At 60.5% G+C, this 21,101-nt stretch carries 20 protein-coding genes and 12 pseudogenes; 10 read left to right on the top strand and 22 right to left on the bottom strand.

What is annotated here, in order from left to right:
- Positions 1 to 39: 39 nt before the first annotated feature.
- From ACVISU_RS17955 to ACVISU_RS17995, 9 genes and pseudogenes are all read right to left on the bottom strand, one after another.
- A pseudogene (locus ACVISU_RS17955) lies at positions 40 to 117 on the bottom strand (conjugal transfer protein TrbF); the annotation flags it as partial.
- 203 nt (positions 118 to 320) lie between these two features.
- A pseudogene (locus ACVISU_RS17960) lies at positions 321 to 840 on the bottom strand (DUF2840 domain-containing protein).
- A pseudogene (locus tag ACVISU_RS17965) lies at positions 827 to 1,089 on the bottom strand (hypothetical protein). The pseudogenes ACVISU_RS17960 and ACVISU_RS17965 overlap by 14 nt, the downstream one beginning before the upstream one ends.
- Positions 1,086 to 1,722: pseudogene (gene parA, locus ACVISU_RS17970) on the bottom strand (ParA family partition ATPase). Before parA ends, ACVISU_RS17965 begins: the two co-directional pseudogenes overlap by 4 nt.
- A pseudogene (locus ACVISU_RS17975) lies at positions 1,722 to 2,766 on the bottom strand (replication initiator protein A). The pseudogenes parA and ACVISU_RS17975 overlap by 1 nt, the downstream one beginning before the upstream one ends.
- A 13-nt stretch (positions 2,767 to 2,779) precedes the next feature.
- On the bottom strand, positions 2,780 to 3,028 hold the full coding sequence (locus ACVISU_RS17980) for a helix-turn-helix transcriptional regulator (protein WP_456707809.1): 249 nt from the start codon (positions 3,026 to 3,028) through the stop codon (positions 2,780 to 2,782).
- A 207-nt stretch (positions 3,029 to 3,235) separates the two neighbouring features.
- Positions 3,236 to 3,750 (bottom strand): annotated as a pseudogene (locus ACVISU_RS17985) (DUF2285 domain-containing protein).
- A gap of 61 nt (positions 3,751 to 3,811) precedes the next feature.
- Positions 3,812 to 4,021: a transcriptional regulator domain-containing protein gene (locus ACVISU_RS17990; protein WP_456707810.1), complete on the bottom strand. Its 210-nt coding sequence runs from the start codon at positions 4,019 to 4,021 to the stop codon at positions 3,812 to 3,814.
- Between the two features lie 121 nt (positions 4,022 to 4,142).
- Positions 4,143 to 4,415, bottom strand: coding sequence for a DUF2285 domain-containing protein (locus ACVISU_RS17995; protein WP_456707811.1), 273 nt, complete (start codon positions 4,413 to 4,415; stop codon positions 4,143 to 4,145).
- Between the two features lie 208 nt (positions 4,416 to 4,623).
- On the opposite strand from ACVISU_RS17995, the gene ACVISU_RS18000 reads away from it, so the two are divergent.
- Positions 4,624 to 4,857: a helix-turn-helix domain-containing protein gene (locus ACVISU_RS18000; RefSeq protein WP_456707812.1), complete on the top strand. Its 234-nt coding sequence runs from the start codon at positions 4,624 to 4,626 to the stop codon at positions 4,855 to 4,857.
- Between the two features lie 680 nt (positions 4,858 to 5,537).
- Here ACVISU_RS18000 and ACVISU_RS18005 read toward each other — a convergent pair.
- A complete protein-coding gene (locus tag ACVISU_RS18005; RefSeq protein WP_456707813.1) occupies positions 5,538 to 5,864 on the bottom strand; it encodes a DUF736 domain-containing protein in 327 nt (108 codons plus the stop codon).
- 450 nt (positions 5,865 to 6,314) lie between these two features.
- On the opposite strand from ACVISU_RS18005, the pseudogene ACVISU_RS18010 reads away from it, so the two are divergent.
- A pseudogene (locus ACVISU_RS18010) lies at positions 6,315 to 7,478 on the top strand (IS4 family transposase).
- Between the two features lie 267 nt (positions 7,479 to 7,745).
- Here ACVISU_RS18010 and ACVISU_RS18015 read toward each other — a convergent pair.
- The 8 genes and pseudogenes from ACVISU_RS18015 to tnpA (ACVISU_RS18050) all read right to left on the bottom strand — a co-directional run bounded on the left by ACVISU_RS18015 (position 7,746) and on the right by tnpA (ACVISU_RS18050) (position 11,753).
- Complete coding sequence (locus ACVISU_RS18015) at positions 7,746 to 8,183, bottom strand: hypothetical protein (protein WP_456707814.1); 438 nt, start codon at positions 8,181 to 8,183, stop codon at positions 7,746 to 7,748.
- Positions 8,184 to 8,737: 554 nt separating this feature from the next.
- Positions 8,738 to 9,030: pseudogene (locus ACVISU_RS18020) on the bottom strand (hypothetical protein).
- A gap of 295 nt (positions 9,031 to 9,325) precedes the next feature.
- Entirely contained in the window at positions 9,326 to 9,559 is a 234-nt protein-coding gene (locus ACVISU_RS18025) for a hypothetical protein (RefSeq protein WP_456707815.1), read from the bottom strand.
- A gap of 198 nt (positions 9,560 to 9,757) precedes the next feature.
- Positions 9,758 to 10,213: pseudogene (locus ACVISU_RS18030) on the bottom strand (hypothetical protein); the annotation flags it as partial.
- A gap of 39 nt (positions 10,214 to 10,252) precedes the next feature.
- Positions 10,253 to 10,621, bottom strand: a complete 369-nt coding sequence (locus ACVISU_RS18035; RefSeq protein WP_456707816.1) for an IS66 family transposase zinc-finger binding domain-containing protein — start codon at positions 10,619 to 10,621, stop codon at positions 10,253 to 10,255.
- Entirely contained in the window at positions 10,600 to 10,902 is a 303-nt protein-coding gene (locus tag ACVISU_RS18040; protein WP_456707817.1) for a transposase domain-containing protein, read from the bottom strand. The genes ACVISU_RS18035 and ACVISU_RS18040 overlap by 22 nt, the downstream gene beginning before the upstream one ends.
- A 114-nt stretch (positions 10,903 to 11,016) precedes the next feature.
- Positions 11,017 to 11,346, bottom strand: coding sequence for an IS66 family insertion sequence element accessory protein TnpB (tnpB, locus tag ACVISU_RS18045; RefSeq protein WP_456707818.1), 330 nt, complete (start codon positions 11,344 to 11,346; stop codon positions 11,017 to 11,019).
- A gap of 17 nt (positions 11,347 to 11,363) precedes the next feature.
- Positions 11,364 to 11,753 (bottom strand): IS66-like element accessory protein TnpA, encoded by a 390-nt coding sequence (gene tnpA / locus ACVISU_RS18050; protein WP_456707819.1) that lies wholly within the window; start codon positions 11,751 to 11,753, stop codon positions 11,364 to 11,366.
- Between the two features lie 1,450 nt (positions 11,754 to 13,203).
- Between tnpA (ACVISU_RS18050) and ACVISU_RS18055 the strand changes: the two genes are divergently transcribed.
- The 3 genes from ACVISU_RS18055 (at position 13,204) to ACVISU_RS18065 (ending at position 14,455) form a co-directional block, all read left to right on the top strand.
- Complete coding sequence (locus ACVISU_RS18055) at positions 13,204 to 13,455, top strand: hypothetical protein (RefSeq protein ID WP_456707820.1); 252 nt, start codon at positions 13,204 to 13,206, stop codon at positions 13,453 to 13,455.
- Between the two features lie 42 nt (positions 13,456 to 13,497).
- Positions 13,498 to 13,701: a RidA family protein gene (locus tag ACVISU_RS18060; RefSeq protein WP_456707821.1), complete on the top strand. Its 204-nt coding sequence runs from the start codon at positions 13,498 to 13,500 to the stop codon at positions 13,699 to 13,701.
- A 223-nt stretch (positions 13,702 to 13,924) separates the two neighbouring features.
- Positions 13,925 to 14,455, top strand: a complete 531-nt coding sequence (locus ACVISU_RS18065; RefSeq protein WP_456707822.1) for a hypothetical protein — start codon at positions 13,925 to 13,927, stop codon at positions 14,453 to 14,455.
- A gap of 184 nt (positions 14,456 to 14,639) precedes the next feature.
- Here ACVISU_RS18065 and ACVISU_RS18070 read toward each other — a convergent pair whose 3' ends face one another.
- The gene (locus ACVISU_RS18070) at positions 14,640 to 14,846 is read right to left on the bottom strand and encodes a globin domain-containing protein (RefSeq protein ID WP_456710849.1); all 207 of its coding nucleotides are present in this window, start codon (positions 14,844 to 14,846) and stop codon (positions 14,640 to 14,642) included.
- 140 nt (positions 14,847 to 14,986) lie between these two features.
- On the opposite strand from ACVISU_RS18070, the gene tnpA (ACVISU_RS18075) reads away from it, so the two are divergent.
- From tnpA (ACVISU_RS18075) to ACVISU_RS18090, 4 genes are all read left to right on the top strand, one after another.
- On the top strand, positions 14,987 to 15,412 hold the full coding sequence (gene tnpA / locus ACVISU_RS18075; RefSeq protein ID WP_456707823.1) for an IS66-like element accessory protein TnpA: 426 nt from the start codon (positions 14,987 to 14,989) through the stop codon (positions 15,410 to 15,412).
- Positions 15,409 to 15,756, top strand: coding sequence for an IS66 family insertion sequence element accessory protein TnpB (gene tnpB / locus ACVISU_RS18080; RefSeq protein ID WP_456707824.1), 348 nt, complete (start codon positions 15,409 to 15,411; stop codon positions 15,754 to 15,756). The genes tnpA (ACVISU_RS18075) and tnpB (ACVISU_RS18080) overlap by 4 nt, the downstream gene beginning before the upstream one ends.
- 71 nt (positions 15,757 to 15,827) lie before the next feature.
- Positions 15,828 to 17,483, top strand: a complete 1,656-nt coding sequence (gene tnpC, locus ACVISU_RS18085) for an IS66 family transposase (RefSeq protein WP_456707825.1) — start codon at positions 15,828 to 15,830, stop codon at positions 17,481 to 17,483.
- The gene (locus ACVISU_RS18090; RefSeq protein ID WP_456710850.1) at positions 17,483 to 17,776 is read left to right on the top strand and encodes a hypothetical protein; all 294 of its coding nucleotides are present in this window, start codon (positions 17,483 to 17,485) and stop codon (positions 17,774 to 17,776) included. The genes tnpC and ACVISU_RS18090 overlap by 1 nt, the downstream gene beginning before the upstream one ends.
- 170 nt (positions 17,777 to 17,946) lie before the next feature.
- Here the strand turns inward: ACVISU_RS18090 and ACVISU_RS18095 are convergent.
- Positions 17,947 to 18,198: pseudogene (locus tag ACVISU_RS18095) on the bottom strand (IS630 family transposase); the annotation flags it as partial.
- Between the two features lie 23 nt (positions 18,199 to 18,221).
- On the opposite strand from ACVISU_RS18095, the pseudogene ACVISU_RS18100 reads away from it, so the two are divergent.
- Positions 18,222 to 18,983, top strand: a pseudogene (locus tag ACVISU_RS18100) (IS110 family RNA-guided transposase); the annotation flags it as partial.
- Between the two features lie 261 nt (positions 18,984 to 19,244).
- On the opposite strand, the pseudogene ACVISU_RS18105 reads toward ACVISU_RS18100, so the two are convergent.
- Both ACVISU_RS18105 and ACVISU_RS18110 read right to left on the bottom strand, forming a co-directional pair.
- Positions 19,245 to 20,003 (bottom strand): annotated as a pseudogene (locus ACVISU_RS18105) (IS630 family transposase); the annotation flags it as partial.
- An 82-nt stretch (positions 20,004 to 20,085) separates the two neighbouring features.
- Positions 20,086 to 20,997 (bottom strand): carotenoid biosynthesis protein, encoded by a 912-nt coding sequence (locus ACVISU_RS18110; protein ID WP_456707826.1) that lies wholly within the window; start codon positions 20,995 to 20,997, stop codon positions 20,086 to 20,088.
- Between the last annotated feature and the right edge of the window lie 104 nt (positions 20,998 to 21,101).

Below are 21,101 nucleotides of genomic sequence, written 5' to 3' on the forward strand. Positions count from 1 at the left end.
ATTGAAAGCTCAGCTTGCCTTCAGCAACCGGCGACGGGGTCATTGTCCCAGCTCCTTCGACCAGTTGATGGCGTTGACGTAGATGCCGAGCGGATTCTTGCGCAGCCGACCCAAGTCTCCATGCTATAGTCGTCGGTCGCTGAACGACTACGCCCGCGACGGCTTCCGGGACGCGCCCGCAGCGCGATCTCAGTGGCCTCGAACCGGAACTTCTCAAGCACACCACACGTTGGACCGCGATCCTCACCATCGCGCCATTCAGCCGCCCTCACCGGCAGCGAGCACGGCTAGGTACGTCACCACGACATAGCCAAGTCGGGTCATGGCGTGACGCTCCGGCGCTTGAGCCACGCGACGTGCTGCTCACGCGTGTAGGCGCGCGGCACGTGGTCGGCGGCGAGACGGTTGTGCAGATGCCGCCAGTAATCGGGCGCTGCATCGGCTGGATTGATGGCGAGCGCCTCGATGGCATCGATCGCCTGCAACACGCGCTCGACCTTCGGCTAGCTGTCGACGCGCAGCAGGATTTCGCCGCCAGGCCTGACGAATGGCAGCGTCTGGTAGCGCTGGCCGGGCTCCACTGCGCGCACGATGTCCATGCGCGATATCACGGCGCCATAGTCGTTCGATGCCCAACGAACGAAGCCGAAGATGCTGCCAGGCGCAAAAACTTGAAACGCTGCGGCGGCGATCGAGACTCTTCTCCTCGGCCCGATGGCCAAAGCGCAACCAATGCTCGATCCGCTTCTCAACCCAGGTCAGTTCGACATGAGTGAGCGCAACGCCGCGTCGATGCGAGGGCGGCACGGCACGTGGTGGCAAGGCCTCATTGTCGTTCACGACGGCTCTCCGATCTCAGTGGGAATTCTCGCGCCAGCAATTCGCGCAGCATGTTGGCGACGGTGACGCCGCGCTGAAACGCGGCGACTTGATGCGGCCGCGCAGCGCCGGCGAGACGTCGATTGTCAGACGCGCGGTCAATGCTGCTGTGTTATCTGTGCGACGCCGCGACGCGTCGCTGGGCCTGACCCAGCCTTCGACATCGCCAGGTCGCGACGCGAAGCCGCGCCTGGAGGAGCGCCCGCTCATGGCGCGAGCCTCGCGACTTCGGCGGCGAGCGCGGTGATCTCGCCGGATGCTGCGCTTTGCTCGGCAAACTCGGAGACGAGCCGACCCGACTGCGCGGCGTCGGCGAAGACGACACGCTGCCCGATGGTGCTGGCGAGCACTGGCGGATCGTGATCGGCGAGCGTCTCGGCTGTCGCGCGGGCTATGCCCGTGCGCGTATCGCAACGATTGAGCACGAAGCGAGCGGCGAGCTTCGGATTGGTAGATGCGAGCCTCGCGCAGCAGAGCCAGCATCTCGGCCGACGCCCAGCCGTCGAATGGCGACGGCTGGACAGGGATCAGCACCAGGTCAGCGGCCAGCAGCGCCGATCGTATCAATCGGGTGACGCGCGGCGGCCCGTCAATGACGACATGATCGGCAGTGCGCGCGACCTCCGGCGCCTCGCGATGGAGTGTATCCCGCGCAAGGCCAGTGACACCGAATAGCGGCGAGACCTTCTCCCGTGCCCGCTGCTGCGACCAGTCCAATGCCGCGCCTTGGGGGTCGGCATCGAGCATTACACGCTTTCCGCGGAGCGCCCATTCGCCGGCGAGGTGCAGCGCGAGCGTCGTCTTGCCGACGCCGCCTTTTTGGTTGAGCAGTGCGACAATCATCACTTGCCTTCCGCCTTGTGATCGAGCAGCGGCAGCGATTGTTGGCTTGGGGGCTCGGTTGACGACGGCTCAGCGCTCGCGTCGGCGTTATCCACATGACGCACGGGCCCACTACAACAGTTAGATTCCAGGTTAGATTCTAAGTTAGATTCTAAGTTAGATTCTAATGCATGCGTGCGAAGTCCCGAGCTCGTCCACAGCGCCATCCACAGGTGCGGTGGACAACTTCGCCGACAATGCGCAGCAGCTCACGCCGGCCCTCGCGTTCGACGTACAAGCTGTAGCCGGGGAGTGGCTGGCGTGCGGCGATAAGCCGGATCTGCCGCGCGAGATCGGAGGCTCGCACCAGGCTGCCGGACTTCTTGTGGAGGTGCGCGATCTCAAACAGCCATCCTCGTGGCTGTCGTCCGGCATGTTTGCGCGCGACGCGGTAGAGCCAGCGCTCGATCCCGCCGGTCAGGCGAAGTAGGCCGGATCGATTGCAAGGACGAGGGAGCGATCGAGGACGCCGCGGTAGAACCAGTCGGGGAGGACAAATTCCATGCCTTCCACGCGACCGTCGCGCCTGGCGCATTCCTCCCATTCATTGATCCAGGAGAATTGGTGGCGCCGCCAATGCTCGCCCTGCCGGATGGTGGTACGGATGACGGTCGCCTGCAGACGGGCCAGTGCGCCCTTCAAGAGCTTGTAATCCCGCGCCCCGGTCTGTCGGCCGACCGCGATCAGAAGCTGGTAGGGCGTGAAGCGCAGGAAGCGCGAGGTCTTCAGACCAAGGTTCTCGGCCTCGACAATCTGGCTCGCCGCCCAAATCAGCACGTCGGCGTCCCAAATGGTCGCCATACCGTGCTCAGGGACTGCATAGACTTCGACACGTACATCGCTGGCCTGGTAGAGGATCGGCCGGATGCGCCTCGCCTTGGCAAGCGAGAAGAACGGCCGCTCCATCAGGTCGCGCTGATCGCGCGGGCTGGCGTCACCAGTGGCGATAACGAACGGATCGAGCTTGCTTCGCTCGCTGGGCGTGATGAGACGTCGCGTCAGCATGGCAAGCGTTGCCTTAGCGATGCGCGTGGCCGGCTGCGCGGGCCTCGACGTAGCGAGGATCCGAGGTCGAGCTGCAAGCAGCCTGATCTGCCCAGGCTTCTAGATCGCCAACGGCGTAGACAACGCGGCCTCCGAGCTTGCGGAACGTCGGGCCGTTGCCATGGCAGCGGTATTTCTCAAGCGTGCGCGGCGAAAGGCCAAGGAGGCGCGCCTCAGGGGTGCGCACGTAGCGCGTAGTGAGCCTCGCAGTCCGGTCGAGCATCGGAGATCTCCTTCGTGCCTCGAAGCGCCGCGGCCAAGTCGCGGCATGTCGAGGCCAGAGTGGCGGAGAGTTCAGGCGTTGGGGGTGGACGAAAAATTTTGCAGATGCGTGTCCCCCCACGGTCGCAGCCAGGCGAACCGGGGCGTTACCAGCGGAGCACGGGGAAGCGTCATCACGGCGCATTGCGTGGAGCGATCGAAGGGCCGGTCAGAGGCCGCGCAGGAGTTTCAGATAGCCGCGCTCGACCAGGGCGATCGAATCATGGATGAGGCGGTTCGCAGCACGGCGGGCATGCGAATCTTTCCACTCGATCGAACGACGCTGGGCGTGGTCGGAGGCGAGCACCTTCGCTGCGACGTCTCGGGGGCTACCCCAGATTCATGCACGTCGAAGGCATGAAGGAGCTGAATCAATCGGCGCTTCTTAAAGGGCGTCAGCCGCAGAGCCGCTGGAAGAAGGCCCAGACCGTGGCCGCCAAGATGGCGCACGAAGTATAGCGCGACGTCGAGCCGCAGCTCGGCCATGCCGTCAAGCGGCAGAAGCACGGCGGGACGTCGTGCGGCCTGCTCGTCATGCAAGCGAACATGAAGTTCACCCGATCCGTCCGCAATCACCAGTTCGCGACCGTCAGAATCTGTCCGCTCGACAAGCGGCAGTCCGAAGGCATCGTGATCAATCGAATGGATGGTTTTGAAGCTCGACGGCGCAGGTTCCAGGATCACTGTTCCAGGAGATGCCTCGGGCAGCCATATGGTTGGTTCGGGACCAACCGGAGAGGCCGGGTCATGGGCGAAATCGCACCCCCCAACGACGTGCGAGACTGGAACGAACGGTCTCGGGATCAACGCCGTCGCGCGCGATCTGCCGCTCTGCGCGGACGAAATCTCGGCGATATTCAGCGTTGCGGCGCAGAAACTCAAGCGCGAAGCCTGGGCGCGCGAGCCGCTTCAGGCACTCAATCGTCTCCGGCGAGCGCCAATACTGTGTGGGCATGGTGTGTCCTCCTGCTTCTTCTTGTTCTGCCCTCCCGAAGGAGGGACACACCACGATCAGGAGAACTAGACCCATAGGCTGCATCACCTACGACCACAATTTGTCCGACGACTGGCCCCAGTTACTGCATTCGCGGATCCAACAGATGCCGGTATCCGGTTCTCGTCATCCATCGAGCGCGTGCCAGATGGCTCTCATGGACGATTTTGGCGCGCTCGGGTTCTCGAGCGGGATCGAGACGGAAGATCACCTGCACGAACTCACGCCAGTCGGCCCCCTCTTCTTCAGCCATCAATAATTGAACATAGATCGCGAGGTGTTGCTCATCATAGGCGTTCACACGGTCGGTCTGTGGCGGCTGGTCCTGAAATGGCAACTCGTGCACCGCAATCATCCTCTCAAAATCGAACTAACGTCAGACATCCACTTGCCCTGGAACTTGGCAAGCCGCGAAATGCCACATCGCGATGCGCAGACCGCATCACGGTGGTCTCCAGAAACGGCTAACTGGCCCCAGACAGAGCCTATTCATAATATTACGTCGCACGAATCGGAACGATCGTTCCTGGAACGATCGTTCTGATGTGAGTTCCCTTGCCGCCATGGATCTCAAGGAGGTCATGGCGGTCAATCTGCGTCGGATCCGTCATGTGAAGCAGATGTCGCAGGAAGAATTGGCCCATAGCGCCGGACTAAGCGTCCGCTACGTCGGCTCAATCGGACGCGCCGACGTGTCGGCCAGCATGACGGTGCTGGGTCGGATCGCAAAGGCGCTGGGCGTCGAAGCAAGCGACCTGATTGAGCGGGCGACGGTTCATTCTACTCGCGGTCAATGATGGGTACGTTTGTGCCAGGCTGCGGCACCGGCGGTAGGAAATCACTAAACGTGGTAGATAATCGGCCTTGGGCGTAAATCTGCTCTGGCCCGACGATTGTTGCTCTGTTTGAAGGACCGAAGGGGTGATGGTTGGCAGAGCGCAGCTGTGCTATGACGACCCTATACGAGCACTTGCCAGACGACATCCGCGAAGTGGTGGATGCCTACGTTGCGGAACTCAGGCCCCAACCTTGGGCCAATTCGCTTCCGCACACTGGTTGATCTGCTCCAAGAAAAGTTGGACACCAACGCCGAGTCGGAGCGCTGGCGTCAGATACAAGAATGGACGGGCATAGTGACGGCGAAGTTGGAGCATTCGCCGCCCCACAGTTCGGTCGTCGAATGCCTGGTGCTGATGAGAATAAGTTTCAACGACCAATGGCGCGCTCAGGCGCTCGCCAGATCGACCGAGACCCAACGGTGTTAGACCGTCTCATAGCAATCTGTCCCGACTGGGATGACATCGTCGATAGCGTGGCGGAGGCCCATCAAAGACGGCCGATCAAACCGGCACGCGGACTCTGACCGGCATCTGTTACGCCCCCTGCTTGCGGAGGCACGGCCAACGAGGTGCCTTCTCGATTCTCGAGCGCGGTGGTGCCCCGCCCGGACCAGCCGGGCGAGGCATTGTGGATCGGGTCAGTCGCCGGTGCGACGGCTGGGACGGGACCACATCAGGCTGAAGCCCTCGCCTTCCTCGTCGGCGAAGAGGTTGGCGAAGATCGGAGTGGTGAAGCTCGGATCGTCGAGCTTGAGGCTCAGATAGTCGCGGCCCTCGTTAGAGCGCTTGGACCAACCGGCCCCGATCTCGACTCGGCCAACATAGACCCGGTGGCTCGGTGCGTTGTCGCCGGAGCGGTTGGTTTCGGGGACGATCCGGACGTTCCTGACCTGGAGCGAGAGGGTGACGATCTCGCCGGTGAGTTCGTTGTTGCCGGTCTTCTTGAAGGTGCCGATGGTCGCCATAGTAGTTCTCCTTGATCTCTGTTTTCCGAGCCCGCACCTTGCGGCCTCGATGGTGATCGACAGGCCGGAGGCGATCGACGGCGCATCCCGAAGGGGCCTGACAGCAAAGGAGCAACTTTCTTGGCTCGCGCGAGGAATGACGGCGCAGCCGGCAGGGGAAGAAAGTTGTGACGCCGCTGTTGCGCCTTAGGCGGTCGAGGCGCAGCCGTCCTTCAGCCAGATCAATCCATCGAAGAGGCCGTTGGGGCGCTCGGCCTACAGAACTGACGTCAAAAAGAATGTGGCGAGTTCGACCGCACCGAGAGGCCGGCAACTGAGTTCGATGGTGACACGCGCCCTCTCCCCTCAGCAGCAGGGGTGTCCGGGGAATGATTCACTGTGTCGCGGTGCATGCTCGGCAGGACCGAGGCAATCGGTCTTTTCTGGTTGTCGAGACACAGAGGGCCGAGCATGCGATATCGCGGTAGCATTTTTGGAAGGCAGCTTGAACCGATCAATCGACGGCAGTTTCAGACGGTTGTGGATCGTCTGGACGGGGATGCCTACGACAAGTCGTTCAGGAGCTGGGATCATCTGGTGGCGCTGATCTATGCCCAGCTTAGCGGCAACAGCAGTCTGCGCGGGGTGGTGACTGGCTTCAACGCCAATTCGCAGCATCACTATCACTTGGGAACCGGCAAGCTGTCGCGCTCGACGTTGTCCGATGCCAATGCCCGCCGTCCGATCGGCATTTTCGCGCAAACCTTTGCGGCGCTGTCGGCGATGGCGCGTCGCCAGCTGCGGAGTGAAGGCATGGAGATGGTGCGTCTGATCGACGCCAGTCCGATCCCGCTCGGCAAGGTCTGCAGTTGGGCGACGTGGAACGGCCGCATCCGCGGCATGAAGCTGCATGTCGTCTACGACCCAAGGAGCGATGTCCCGACCTGCGTCGAGGTCACGGCCGCGAACGTCAATGACATCGAGATCGGCCCACAGACCCCAATCCAGCCCGCCACCACCTATGTGTTTGACAAGGGTATTGCCGTTTCGACTGGTGGCAGAAGATCAATGATAGCAAGGCTTTCTTCGTTACCCGGGCGAAGACGAGCATCCGTCTTCGCTCGCTCAGGCATCGCGCCATCCGCAAGCGTAACGGGGATGGCTTCGAAATCCTTGCCGATGACGAGGTGAAGCTCACGAGCAAGGGCGATTCGCGCCTTCCAATCCCGCTCCGCCGCATTAAGATCAGACGCGAGAAAGGCGGCAAGATCACACTCCTCACCAACGACCTTGCCCGTAGCGCCGTCGAGATCGCCGCCCTCTACAAGAGCCGATGGCAAATCGAGCTGCTGTTCCGCTGGATCAAGCAGCATCTCGATATTCGCAAGTTCCTCGGCGCCAAACGACAACGCGATCCGCCTTCAGGTGCTCGCTGCGATGATTGCCTACCTGCTGCTGCGCATCGCCGCTCACACCAACTGCATCAAAATGCTCCCGCTCAGGTTCGCCGAACTCGTCGGCCAGCTCCTGCTCACGCGTCGATCCCTCGCTGCCATCGACAAACCTCCGCCCACCAACCCCAGCCGTCGGAAATCAACCATCTCACCTGACCAGATGGAGCTCCGCTATGCCTGAATTTCCCCGGACACCCCTGCCTCAGCAGCGGACGGATTTGGCGTCGTGACTACGCGTCGGCCGCGCGGCCCGTTCACATTTGTTGTCGGCCGTATCCTTGAGATGCGACCGCTTGGCCCCATGCCTCCATGATCACCGTGACGAGCCCGGGGCGCAAGCTCGAAGATCGGGGCTTCAATGGCCAGCCCGCTCTCGTTCGAATTTCGACGATGAGGACCGCGAGAATTGCGGATATCTGGTCCAGTTCCGCCCGTCGGCGCGATGCCTTCAGTGGACGCTACCATTGCCCGGCAGGTCCAGTGCGGCCATTCCAGTGAAGCGGATGAACGCCGTGATGCTGACGGCAATGGCGCCCATGACAGCAAATACCGTCTGCCAGATCGGTGAAGGCGCCGCCATCAGGGCATTTCCATATGTGGCGCTATAGCCCGCGACGGTAGCGGGCGCGACGTAGAGAAGGATGATCAGGAGCCGAACCAAAGCCCATGGCGCGAGAGCGAGCGCAAGCCAGGTGACACCGAAGGTTAATCCGCCTGCCACGAGGCCAATTGCGCCGCATCCGAGCAAGCCGGCACCGGTATGGAAGCTCAACATGGCGATCGTCATGCCAACGAAGACCGGGAGCGCAGAGGCGGCAAGCATGAACGCCAGCCAACAGAACAAGCCGATGACGAGTAAAATGAGTGGTGGTCCGAGGATGATCATGGCGGTGGGCTCCGTGAGATAGAAGTCTGACGGCTGCGCCTTCCACCAGCACCACGGCCCGGCTGTGAGTATAACCGCAAATAGGCCCTTGAGTAACAGTATCGATCGAGAGCTCTGCGCCTACTTGCCGATAACGGCCGACAAGCGCGACTGCCTCCGCCGTCGAGGAAAACCGGGAACGAGAGGACGCTTCCGCCGATCGAGCGCTGACGAACACACCGCTTGATTTGGCGTGGGCCATAAAAGACACGGCAGCGCCATCTCTCAAGAATGGGCAGCTTGAGATCGGTCCGACCGCGGTCTCGCGGTCGGGCAAAGCGTGGGCCGCGCTGAGCGATTTATCCAAGACGAAGAATTTCTACCGCGTGTTTGCCGCGGTTCGTCATTCAGTTCAGAGCTGACCTTCGCCCCTTTGCGCAGCTTTTCTCCATCTTCACTTCCAAGGATTTGCGTACAGGCAGAGGATTCCAGCTGCGGCTGAATTAATCTAGTGTTGCTCTCAGTCCGGAGCTTATCGTTCGGCCATGACGTGTTGCTCCATGGAAAGGCGCACGCTACTGGTCAGATTGAATATTCACCATTGTCCCCCGCGACAATTTCGGGGTCTCCAAGATGGAGGTCATGCGGACTCGCTTGAACGACCTCCAAGACCTTTTTGTTCGCTGCATCGGCGCTTTCGCGATCCTCGAATATCATCACAGCGACACCGACGCCTTCACCGCCATCCAGCACATAGTACGATCTGAATCCAAGCGATTCCCTTAGGATCTGCCCAATGCCACTTTCGGGCGGCGGCCGGCATCGCAACCGAACGAACCTTGGTGTACTTGCGAATGACCATGTACATTGAAGCACCGCGCGTCTCAATGCCACCCTACAAGTCAAAGTATATTGGTCGGCGCTGGGGCTAGGTCCTAGTTACATGACCGAGCATACTGCGGCTCGGCTACGTAAAGGCAAACATGACGGTGCCCACATCCAAACTGGACTTGCTGGACCTGGACTTGATCTCCCACCCGCACCGGAAGCGTGTCCTCGTTGGATCATCCTAGGCATCTATCCTGCGCGCGAACTGCACCGAGCGCGGGTTAGCGATCAAGGGCTACAAGGATCCTTCTGCGAGGCAATATCCCAAGCCTTATTTAGGACCGCCTGTCACATCTTTCGTTCATCTTCTGGCGGATGTCTTGATTGGCCCGATAGATAGAAGCGCTTGCCTGGCGTACGACGAACAACAGTTCATTGCGAGATGAGACGGCACCGTAGAAATTTAGCCTGCTCGCAATGCCGTCCGTTGCGATCGACGTTTGGTGGCGGATGATCAGCGCGACGTTCACGTCCGGACGCGCGAAGGTCACATTTTTCAAGAACATCATGCAAGCTCGCACCCGAACGTCGCGGCCGGATGTACGCCGGGGCATCACGAGCCTTGGCTTCCATGTCAGGGTTTTTCGTGTGATCCGAGCGAAGCCGGTGCTAGGCTGCGGCGAACGCGCGTGGGCCGCGGCTGGTCGCACGATCGGCGGCATCGAGCGTGTCGGAGAGCTTCTGGTCAGTAGAATTTGCGGCAGCGCTCACACGCCGCCTTTCCAGACCGCGATACCGAGCTTGTTGGCCTTGCCGGCGAGGTTGTCCTGGATGCCTGTGCCGGGGAAGTGCAGCACCTGATCGTCAGCGCGCTTCTTCACGGCCAGGAAATCGCGGCTGTCGATCATTGCGGAGGTCCGATTGCGATGGTTGATCTTGGATCCGTTGCGCGGCCGCCAAGTCGAGTGGGTTTGGCGTTCGAACTCATCGGCGTCCTGGTCGCGCATCAGCTCGAAGGCGCCTCGTCGCTCAATCAACGTCTGCCCTTCTGCCGTCAGTCGTTCCAGCTCGACGGATTTGATCTCGCTACCGTCCTGCTCCCGCTGCGAGCGCTGCTGCGCCAACTCGTTGTCGTCGAGTTCGCGCACGATCCTCTCGGTGGCGCGGTGGAAGACGTTCACGGTCGACCAGAGCAACTCTTCGAGGTCGGGCTCAAGACGGGTAGGACATCACCGCGTGGCGCAACAGCGCGTGAAGCGGCTTCAGCCACTAGGCGACGCGGCCCATCTACGCGGCCAGCGTTTGCCGGTCAAGCGTGATGCCTTGGCGGCAAACATCTGTTCCTGGCGATACAGCGGCAGCTGGTAGCCGTATTTCATCACCGCGACGTGGGCCAGCAAGGCTTCCGTCACCATTCCACCGTCGATCGCCTGGGCCGGCGCGGGTGCCTGCAGTATACCCTGGCGGCATCCCCGGCAGCCGTACCGTGGATGCACGATGCGCTTGACCCGGTACGGCATCGGAATGACGTCGAATGCTTCCTTGACGGTCTCCCCGATCCTGTGCAGCTGCTCGCCGCAGCAGGGGCAGATGTGGCTCTTGATATCGATCACGACATCGATGCGCGGCAAATGCTCCGGAAGCTTCCCCCGCTTGCGTCGCGCCGGTCGCTTTCCACGGCCCTCCGCTCCGTCAGGCTGCCGCCTCCGGTCACGTCGCCGTTGGCGGCGGCACGAGCCGCCTGTGCCCTGATGGTGAAGAGAGACAGCTGTCCGATATCCAGTGTCTCGGAGCGCGGACCGAAGATCGTGCGCTTGTACTGGGACAGGATCATCAGGAGCTTGTCGTTCTCCTGGATCGCAGCGTCGCGTTGGGCGATCGCTGCATCACGCTCGGTCGCCAGCGTCTGCATTCCTCCGACAACGACGCAAGCCGTGACGATAGCGCCATCACCGGAACGCAACTCACTCATGCAGAGTGATTCTACAACAACTCCGCATGAGTGACGAACGGCTCTTGATAATGATCAACCAGCTCGTACCAGCTGATCCACAACTCGCATCGACACATGCCTCCAGTCCGAGCCATCGATTAGCACCGAGAGATGAGCATGAGATAGCGACATGACGCCTTCCTTGATGGGCGGCCAAGTGAACTGCCCCGAGATTCTTTTGTAGTAAAGGACAAGGCCGCTTCCATCCCAGGTCAGGATCTTTACGCGATCTCGGCGCTTGGAGCGGAAGACATAAAGTCCGCCGTCGAACGGATTGGCTCCAAAGGCCTCGCTCATCAGCATCGCCAGGGAGTCCACGCCGCGGCGGAAATAGACCGGCTGCGTCGCAATCCAGATCGACAACCCAGCTCGAACCCCGATCATCGACCAACCGTCCAGACTGCCGCCAGCACCTCGGACGGTGCCTGCCGGTCGACTGCCCCCCTGACACGGATGCGAACCGCTCCGACCTCGATCTCGATCGCCGCCTGCTCCTTACTCGGGCCCCCACAGCCGGTGATCGCGACTGGGACAAAGCCAGCTGGCATGCCTCTGTGCCCTTGCTCCCCGGTGCCCTGGCGACGCCAGAGAAACAACAGGCTTGGACTGATGTCGTGTCGCCGCGCAACCGCGGACACGCTTGCACCCGGCGCAAAACTCTCCGCGACAATCGCCGCCTTTGCATCAGTCGACCAGCGCCGACGCCGGCCCGTCCCGGTGATGATCTCGACACGCTGCAGCGTGTCGGCGCCGTGTTCCAGGATAGGCATATGCCTATCCTTATCGCTAACTGCCACTGACTAGTCATACTATTCTCGCCATCTGGCCGCACCCGATTTGTCTTTTACGACCGCAAGACGCTGCCGCTCCCTCAGAGCAGGTCCAGCACCCGTTGTGTCGACGCTGACCGCGACAAGCTCCTCTTTTTCGCAGGCGCTCGTGAACAAGCGAAGATCGATCACCATTCGCGGCCGATCTCCTCTCTGCCATCGCTGGCCGACACCGTGAAGCCAACTCGTTTTACCTCGACACGGGCTGATGACGTTGAGCGAGGCAGTGAGCAGAGTCGGCGCGGGCGTCGCAAGCACTTGCCGGATAAGGCGTCGTCGAATCGATCGTGAGGCTGACGTAAGCGCATCGGCAGGCCTTCAACTCTTAAGATTGGACCTACCAAATTGAGCAGTCGTCTACTCTGGCCGAAATGGCTTACCCTTCAAAGTCGGACGGTCGGCAACCTGCCAGCACGACCGTGACAAACATCCGCTAACGGATCCGTCGGAGTAGCCGCAAAATGGAGTCCACAGATGTTGAGGTATAGCGATGCGATCGCCTTTCGCCGCTGCTACCGATGTCGCGGGGCGCGATCGACAAAGATGCGGTGCGCGTTGATCCCGTCGTGATCTGGATCGACGCGTTCGCTGGTCACACCCCATCTTCGATCAAAAGAAAACTCGCGACTTGATTGCATTTCGTCAGGAGTACTCGAAGGCATGCAGCACCGGTCGACAGCGTGGCTAATCGAAATTTGGCAGCATCTCACCATTTGGACGCCAACTTAATGACCGACAACACGACGGCTGTGGACGCTGCCACCACAAACTTTGCGTCGCCTTCGATTGATCTAACGGGGGTCCAGATGACCGCGGTGCAGTTAGCCGCGCACTTCAGGAAGTCGCCAGCGACGATTGTCCGTTGGGCACAAGAGTCCGATTTTCCGCGTGCGACGGCTCTAAATGGAGAATTGCATTGGCCGACAAGCGCGGTGCACGATTGGCGCCGCCGACGCCAAAGGGCATACCGGACCGCGCTTCGTGCCAAAGAGGCAGCTGTAGAGGCGGATGTCGAGAAGGCACGGCTCCGCCAGAATTTAATCGCCGCGTTTGCTCGCCCTTATCTGCCACACATCCGGCGATCGACGGTTCCACCGCATGGCGCGCCTCTCTCTCGACCCATGATCGTCCAGGCGGATGGCTCGCTTGCGCCCGCGCCGATCGATGACAACCGGAATTGCTCTTGCGGATGACCAGTGCCCCATGTGCGCATCTGGCTCTGGTCGGCCACGGCGCTTCAGCAACGACGCAGGTGATTTTGGTTGCGAGGAGCGCACGAACTGGCAGATGGATGGGTTGGGCACGCTTGAGCCAGTCGCGAATTACGGGATCACTGCTGTTAGGGCTACTTTAGAAATGTACGTTCCATGGGTAAGTGCGGGAGCGCTCGATGAAGGAATTTGCGGGGTTTGGCACCTTTTGTCTGGTGATCTTAGCGTCCGCATTTGAGGGTGCGCAGGCAGAGAATTCGTCGAGCGCGGACGCGCGCTTGAGAGAGAAGAACATCACACTGCCGGCTGAGGCCGCGCCGGTTGGCAGCTACGTTAACGCGGTTCAAATGGGCAATGTCCTGTTCATGGCGGGCCGTGTCTCAAGCGAGTCAAAAGGTAAGCTCGGCCGGGATCTGACCGAGCAGGCTTGATCACGCTGGCAAAGGTGCGAGCGGTGCCGGGTAGCACCGATCGTGAAACGCGTTGTCAAAGTGGTCGGCATGGTGAACTCGGTCGATGACTTCGATGACAAAGGCAAGGTGATCAATGGATATTGCGACCTAATGATCGGGGTGTTCTGCGAATCGATTGGTAGACATGCTCGCTCCTCACTGGGCGTGGCGGCGCTTCCGCGCCATGCTCCGGTCGAAGTCGAAATGATCCTTGAGGTACAGTAGCCTGTTGTTGATCGCAATCTTTCCACTTGGGAAGCTTTGACGCGAGGGTTGAAGATAGTCGCCGTGCCCACGTGCTCTTACTGGCTCTTAGGACAGAACGAAACGTTGACGCACGCGTCCCGGGCACGGACGACTCTGCGTTTAGCATTGCCGCGAATTAGCGCGGCAAATCACGAGGCCGGAACGTCACAAAGGCGTTCAGCTGCTAGTCTAGGAGGTTATCATGGAACGACGCGCTACTAATCTAAAAATATCAGCTCTGATATGTCTCGCTGTTGCTGTCCCGATCAGCGATGCCTTCGCCCAACAGTTACAGCGCGTATCCTACAAAGCGGGCGCCGAAAATGCCAAATACACACAACAGCAGTTTCTCGACGTCGGCGACGTCGCGGGCCATCAGGTGCGATCATTTGAAATTTATCGCACTTTTCCGACTAACCCTCCCGTCGTCAATGGCTTGAAGATCAAGGAAACGTGGACGCGGGGCGTTTCCGACTACGTCGACAATAATGGTCCCGCCAGCATATACAATGTCTATGTGTTCGAGAACGGCGACAAGTTCTTCACCCGAGGAACTGTGCTCGCTCATAGCGCGGGGCCAGGAAAGCTTAGCAGCACGACTGTCTCGTACATCACGGGCGGCACCGGAACGCTGGCTAATATTCGGGGAATTGCGCAAACAACCGGCCACGCCGACCCTAAAGCAGGGGTAAATGAGTCGCAAGTCGAAATCGAATATTCGATCGGCAAGTAGTTGCGGATATCAACTTAACGATCTCATCGCATAGCGCTCGTCGATGCACGCGTTGGAGACCTTCCAATTCAGCAGGGATCGCGGAATGTCCCGCTCAAGAGCACGAGCACCGGTCGCACCCAGGGGTTGAGCGTTGTGCCGTGACGCTCGTCCTTATGAGTGTCCGGCGTCACGAACTAGGCTTCTAGCCCGCCATTCTCAAAACAAACGATGCCGGCCAGTCGCGCAGTATCTCGTTCTGGGCGGTCGCGTAAAGTGCTTGCCAGGACTCTGTCAGCTCAGGGGTGAAAGAGGCGCCGAATTTTCGCTCAAAGCTCCACATCAACGCCTCGCCCATTGCGACAAAGTGCGACGGCTGAACGCCAAGTCTGGCGTGCTTGTGATCGGAAATCGATCAGCGATTGGAACTCGATCTTTCGTCGAGTGAGGCGACCAGCGCCGTGATCACATCCAGCACCTTCATCCGCTGCTCTGTATCGCTCCGGCGAGGGCCGCCTTGCGCGGCGCGATGGAGGGTGAAGACATAGGCGTATGACTGACCATACGCCTAATTCGAAGGTCTCCCGGCTGGAAGTTGTCTCGACGGGCGCTCGACGCCGTTGGACATTGGAAGAAAAGCAGCGGATCGTTGCCGAGAGCTATGGCGGGCCACGATTGGTGTCAGTGACGGCTCGGCGCAACGGGTTGTCTGCGAGCCAATTGTTCACGTGGCGCCGGTTGGCGCGCGAGGATCGGCTGAGCGGGGATGCCGCGCCGGCGCTTATTCCTGTGGAGATCGCCTTTACGTCGGCTCCGGCCTCGACGCGCACACCGCAGCCGCCGTCGTCGCCTCCTGCGCAGCGCGCAAGAGTTGGAATAATTGAGATTGAGCTTAGCGGCGGCTGTCGCGTTCGCGTTGACCGGGATGTTGACGCCGCGGCACTGCAGCGGGTGCTTGAGCTTCTGAGGCGGCAATGATCCCGATCCCGAGCGGCATCAGGGTCTGGATCGCCACCGGCCACACCGACATGCGCCGCGGGATGCAAAGTCTGGCCCTGACGGTTCAGGAGAGCTTGAAGCGCGATGCTCATGCCGGCGACCTCTATATCTTCCGGGGGCGCCGCGGCGATCTGGTCAAGATTTTATGGCATGACGGGTTAGGCATGTCGCTCTATGCCAAACGCCTGGACCGCGGCAAGTTCATCTGGCCCTCAGCATCCGCTGGTGCGGTGTCAATCTCGGCAGCGCAGATGGCCTATATGCTGGAAGGAATTGACTGGAGGAATCCACAACTAAGCTGGAGGCCGCAGAGCGCGGGTTGAACAGAAGAAATCTGCGGTTGCTGGCATTTTGGGGAGTCACAACGCGCTCGATATGTGATTCACTGCGTTGCATGGACGCTGATCGTGGCGCTGTTCCGGATGACATTGCGGCTCTGAAAGAGGCGTTGGCGGTCGAGCGCGCGAAGGCGTTAGAGGTTGTAGCGGAGCTCGCGGTCGCCCGCGCGAAGGCCTCGGAAGACGGCGCGCTGATCGCCCAGCAGAAGCTGCGGATTGCCAAGCTTGAGCGTCAGATCTACGGACAACGGTCAGAGCGGTCATCGCGACTGATCGACCAATTGGCGCTGACATTCGAAGAGCTGGAAGCTGACGCCACAGAGGACGAGCTGGCGGCGGAACGAGCTGTCGCGAGGACGACGACGGTACGCGGATTTATACGCAAGCGCGCCGAGCGCCAGACGTTCCCCGAGCATCTCCCACGCGAGCGGGTGGTGATCGATCCGCCGACGGTTTGTGGCTGCTGTGGCGGCGCGCGGCTGCGCAAGCTGGGCGAAGACGTGACCCGGACCCTGGAGGCGATCCCGCGCCAATGGAAGGTGGTCGAAACGGTGCGCGAAAAGTTCACCTGCCGGGATTGCGAGAAAATCAGCCAAGCGCCGGCGCCGTTCCATGTGATTGCGCGGGGGTGGGCGGGACCGAGCTTGCTCGCGATGATTCTGTATGAGAAGTTCGGCCAGCATCAGCCGTTGAACCGTCAGGCCGAGCGCTATGCCCTTGAAGGCGTGCCGATCAGCCTCTCGACCATGGCCGACGCCGTAGGGGCGTGCTGCACAGTGTTGGAGCCGCTGTCGCGGCTCTTGGAAGCCCACGTCATGGCAGCCGAACGCCTCCATGGCGACGACACCACCGTGCCTGTGCTGGCCTTGGGCAAGTGCGATGTCGCTCGATGCTGGGTCTATGTGAAGGACGACCGCCCCTTCGGCGGCTCAGATCCGCCGGCGGCGATGTTTTATTACTCGCGCGATCGAAGTGGTGAGCATCCGCAGGCGCATCTGGCCAACTACACCGGGATCCTCCAGGCCGACGCGTTCGGCGGATACATCAAGCTTTACGAGCCCGAGCGAAGTCCTGGGCTTATCAGGGAGGCGGCCTGTTGGGTCCATGCCCGGCGCCCGTTCTTCGCCATGGCGGATCTTGAGGAGAACGCGCGGCGCAAAGCGGCAGGAAAGAAGGAGATCGTCATCTCGCCCGTCGCCATGGAGATCGTGCGCCGAATCGACGCTCTGTTCGAGATCGAGCGCTCTATCAATGGCCAAAACGCCGACCAACGAAAGGTCGTTCGCCAGGCGCAGAGCGCGCCGCTCGTTGCCGATCTGGAAGCCTATATGCGCGAGCAGTGCGCCAAGCTCTCCCGCGGTCACGATCTGGCCAAGGCCATGAACCACATGTTCAAGCGCTGGGCCTCCTTCACACGCTTCCTCGACGACGGCCGCGTCTGCCTCTCGAACAATGCCGCCGAAAGAGCGCTGCGCGGCATCGCATTGGGCAGAAAGTCGTGGTTGTTCTGTAGGTCCGACCGCGGAGGGCGCCGAGCTGCGGCCATGTATAGCCTCATCGTCTCTGCCAAGATGAACGACGTTGACCCTCTGGCCTGGCTCGCCGATGTACTCGCTCGCATCGCCACCCACCCCGCCCACAGGCTCGATGAGCTGCTGCCCTGGAACTGGAAGACTGCGCAACAGCAAGGCCTTGCGGCGCAGGCGGCTTGATGGGGCACGTCAACAAAGTCAGCCACGTGTTCACTCTCAGCCATGTCGCTGAGATGCTCGGTGAAGACGAGGAATGGCTGTTCGAGGTCGCCGAAGAAATGGACACCGAGGATGGCCAGCTATGGGTCGTCGGCGTCGGTGAAGACGGCGTGATGGCGTTCACCGATGACGGGATCGAGAACCTCAAAGAGCTGATCGCAATCCACAAGGACACCCCCAGCATCATCGAAAAACGACGCCAAGCGCTCCCTGCGATGATGAAGCCGAAGACCGAGGAGTCCGACGAGATCTAGCCGCTAACCGGACAGATCAGCGCGCCTGCGGCCTACAGCGCATGGTTACGCTGCTCTCAGTATCGCCGCCAAACATCTGTCTTGCATCAGGAGCTAGTCACGTGACTCTAACGTTCGCCACATAAAGTTTGCTGGGCTTTATGGCAGAAGTGTTTGACGGAAGCCACAATCTACTCGACAGACTTGGTCCATTTGAAGAGCTTCGGATTTTTGTTGTGCAGGTCGATAAAGGTGCGGATGTCCGCCTCGAGTTGTCTGACTGAGGTGTGCACGCCTCGCTGGATTTTCTTTCTGGTGAGTTCAGCGAACCGGCGCTCGACCTGATTGATTCGGAAGGCAGAAGTCGGCGTGAAGTGGACATGAGAGTGCGGCCGACGAGCAAGGCACGCTTTGATCCTGGGTGTCTTGTGGGTGGCGTAGTTGATGGGGTGGACGCCCCCTGACGAACGATGCCGCTGACGCCGAAGCGATCTCCGAAGCAGCCCAGCGGCCAACCATGCGGTTCGTGGCCGTGAAGAGCGAAGAGCAACAAGCTGCGGCCATGGTGTTTCGCGTTCGTGACCTTGTGGTGCGCCAGCGGACCCAGATCATCAATGCGATACGTGGGCATCTTGCTGAATTCGGACTGGTGGCCGCGCAGGGGCTCTTCCATGTAACCAAACTTGTTGCGGCAATTGAGAACGATTCCACTATCCCCGAAGCTGCCCGCCCAATCCTGTTTCTGCTCGTTGAGCAGCTACGGTCGCTGGATGCGAGAGTGGCCGTGCTTGATCGCGAGATTGCCCGGCGCGCCCGAGAGGATGCGGAAGACCGCGCTTGATGACCATTCCCGGTATAGGACCGATCACCGCTACAGCACTTGCCGCGTTGGCGCCATCTGCTCAGACCTTCAAGAGAGGTCGCGATTTTGCGGCATGGCTCGGCCTCACGCCGCTGCAACGCTCCTCGGGCGGCAAGCAGAAGCTCGGGGAGACATCTCGGATGGGCCGAACGAACGTTGCGTCGCCTGCTGATCATCGGAGCCAGCGCCACCGTCCGCTGGGCCATGCGAAAGGGATCGATGACGGATCCTTGTCTCTCGCGGATGCTGGAGCGCAAGCCGCCCATGCTGGTGATCGTCGCCTTGGCCAACAAGACGGCGCGCATCGTATGGGCGTTGATGGCCAGGGGCGGCATTTACCGGACGCCGGCGTTGGCAGCGAGATAGTCCGCTCCTCGAGCGGACTACCCAAGTGTGAGAAGGTCGAACGGAGAGTATGGCGCTACGGTCAAAGAGACGGGATCGGGAAAACCAGATCATGGATACGTGCTTCGACCACGCGAAGTTGAGTTGGACCCGTTCCGCGAACTCCCATACGGGCCGGCGGCATGTAACAGCCGCATCAGAGGCCGGACACATGTCAGCACCCGACCACGCTCCGCGCTCTTCGAAACGATTCTTCTTGCATCAACGGGGGCGTCCACACATGTCCATGACGATATGGACAGCGAACCTCAGGGATTTGAGCGTCGATCTCTTTGAGGAACTTCAAAAACTCGACTGCCCGATGGCGCTTGTAGCATTTGCCGATGACGCTCCCCGAGGCGACATCAAGCACCGCAAAAAGCGTGGTCGTGCCATGTCGCACGTAGCTTTGCATGCGGCGCTCCGGCACGCCAGGCATCATTGGCAAGACCGGCTGCTCGCGATCAAGAGTCTCAATCTGGCTTTTCTCATCGATGCTGAGGACAAGGGCTCGGTCAGGTAGAGATAGATAAAGGCCGACGATATCGCGTACCTCGTCGACGAACAGCGGATCGCTCGACAACTTGCATGTCTGGCTACGGTGCGGCTGCAGGCCGAACGCCGACCACATTCGGCGGATGGTGGTGTGGGAAAAGCCAGTTTCCGCAGCAATCGAGCGGATCGACCAGTGCGTCGCGTCAGCCGGCGTCGTACGCACCGTCCGCTCGATTACCTCAGCAACCTGATCGTCGTCGATGGTGCGAGGGCGGCCAGGGTGGGCTTCGTCAACCAGGCCATCGCGGCGATCCTTCAAAAATCGGCGGCGCCACTTGCCAATGGTGTGTTCATGGATCCCGAGTTCGGCAGCCGCAGACTTGCTCGGCAAGCCATCCGCACAGCGCAGGATCGCGCGGCAACGCTCAGATAGCGATCGCGCAATGCGATACGAACTTGCCTCTCTAGGAATGTGCGCTCCTGCGGACTGAGCACCAACGGCGAGATCGACGAACTTGCGTTCCAGCTGACTAGAGCGGGTACTTTATGCCTCGATCAACATTTGATCTTTGCAATCCGACTGGCCACCTCACGGAAGGCTATCTTGGTTTGACGCAGTTGGCGGGCTGTTCGACCTCGTCTGACGCGGTAGACGCAGTACTGCCAGCAATGCGGTAAAGACCATCGTCAATAGCAGGATCCCGACGGTAGCTTCGCGGATGTCATGGACCTGCCAGCTATAGCCCCTAGCGTCAACGGCCTTGCCCGTCTGTCCCATTATCCAAGGGACTACGTGCGTCAGGCCAGCGCCCACGTAGAAGAAAACGCCGATCAGCGGTAGCTTAAGACTTGTCGTCGGATAAGGCCCAAGACTGCTGCGGCGCAGGTAGAGTGCAAAGGCTTGAAAAATCAGCCACGAGGTGAGCAGCCACCCTAGATAATTAGAGAGAGGGACACCAAATACGCCTCCGCCGTCATGCCATAGCCAGACCCCTGCAATGGTCGAATTGGGGGCGTCCATCACTAGATCCCATTGGGTCATCACAAACGCAGCGACGATGGGTAGACCGACCAGGTTGATAGGACGATCGAGCTGACGGTCTGCACCGTCCATCAAAACTGACGCGACCGACCACGAGAAATAACCTGCGCCGAACCACAGCGGCCCGACGATGATCGGAATGACGCCGACATGCGGTAGATTCGCGCCGACCTCGAAATGATAGTTGCCGAACGGAAGGCCGGTAGTAGTGCCGAGATTTTCCATCGCAAATGCAATCGAACTAGAAACAACAAGCAACATCAATGCGTGCCGCGCTCCATAGGCAACAGCGGCGTGGATCAGCGCGCAGATAATAAAACTTACGGCGAGTGCCTGTGCGAGCGGGGTCGGATTCCAGGAAAAACCGATTGCAGCTGCAAGAATGCTCGCGATGGAAAGCCAAAGCACGATTTCTGACCGTATTCCGGGGCGTTTGCCGAAAACACTTTCTATATTCATTGCGCATCACCTGATAGTTGGGGTGTAACCACCGATACCTCCCGCAGCAACTGGCCGCGCGCTCGAGTGCACCGTCGGTCCGAGACTCTAACTGCCGCTGGGCG

It is taken from the genome of Bradyrhizobium sp. USDA 4452 (assembly GCF_054063575.1).

Bases quoted from the DNA above. Each gene is read 5' to 3' on its own strand.
- ACVISU_RS17980 (WP_456707809.1), bottom strand. From the start codon at position 3,028: ATGCTCGACCGGACTGCGAGGCTCACTACGCGCTACGTGCGCACCCCT.
- ACVISU_RS17990 (WP_456707810.1), bottom strand. From the start codon at position 4,021: ATGCCCACACAGTATTGGCGCTCGCCGGAGACGATTGAGTGCCTGAAG.
- ACVISU_RS17995 (WP_456707811.1), bottom strand. From the start codon at position 4,415: ATGATTGCGGTGCACGAGTTGCCATTTCAGGACCAGCCGCCACAGACC.
- ACVISU_RS18000 (WP_456707812.1), top strand. From the start codon at position 4,624: ATGGATCTCAAGGAGGTCATGGCGGTCAATCTGCGTCGGATCCGTCAT.
- ACVISU_RS18005 (WP_456707813.1), bottom strand. From the start codon at position 5,864: ATGGCGACCATCGGCACCTTCAAGAAGACCGGCAACAACGAACTCACC.
- ACVISU_RS18015 (WP_456707814.1), bottom strand. From the start codon at position 8,183: ATGATCATCCTCGGACCACCACTCATTTTACTCGTCATCGGCTTGTTC.
- ACVISU_RS18025 (WP_456707815.1), bottom strand. From the start codon at position 9,559: ATGATGTTCTTGAAAAATGTGACCTTCGCGCGTCCGGACGTGAACGTC.
- ACVISU_RS18040 (WP_456707817.1), bottom strand. From the start codon at position 10,902: ATGCAGACGCTGGCGACCGAGCGTGATGCAGCGATCGCCCAACGCGAC.
- tnpA (WP_456707819.1), bottom strand. From the start codon at position 11,753: ATGCCTATCCTGGAACACGGCGCCGACACGCTGCAGCGTGTCGAGATC.
- ACVISU_RS18055 (WP_456707820.1), top strand. From the start codon at position 13,204: ATGAAGGAATTTGCGGGGTTTGGCACCTTTTGTCTGGTGATCTTAGCG.
- ACVISU_RS18065 (WP_456707822.1), top strand. From the start codon at position 13,925: ATGGAACGACGCGCTACTAATCTAAAAATATCAGCTCTGATATGTCTC.
- tnpA (WP_456707823.1), top strand. From the start codon at position 14,987: ATGACTGACCATACGCCTAATTCGAAGGTCTCCCGGCTGGAAGTTGTC.
- tnpB (WP_456707824.1), top strand. From the start codon at position 15,409: ATGATCCCGATCCCGAGCGGCATCAGGGTCTGGATCGCCACCGGCCAC.
- tnpC (WP_456707825.1), top strand. From the start codon at position 15,828: ATGGACGCTGATCGTGGCGCTGTTCCGGATGACATTGCGGCTCTGAAA.
- ACVISU_RS18090 (WP_456710850.1), top strand. From the start codon at position 17,483: ATGGGGCACGTCAACAAAGTCAGCCACGTGTTCACTCTCAGCCATGTC.
- ACVISU_RS18110 (WP_456707826.1), bottom strand. From the start codon at position 20,997: ATGAATATAGAAAGTGTTTTCGGCAAACGCCCCGGAATACGGTCAGAA.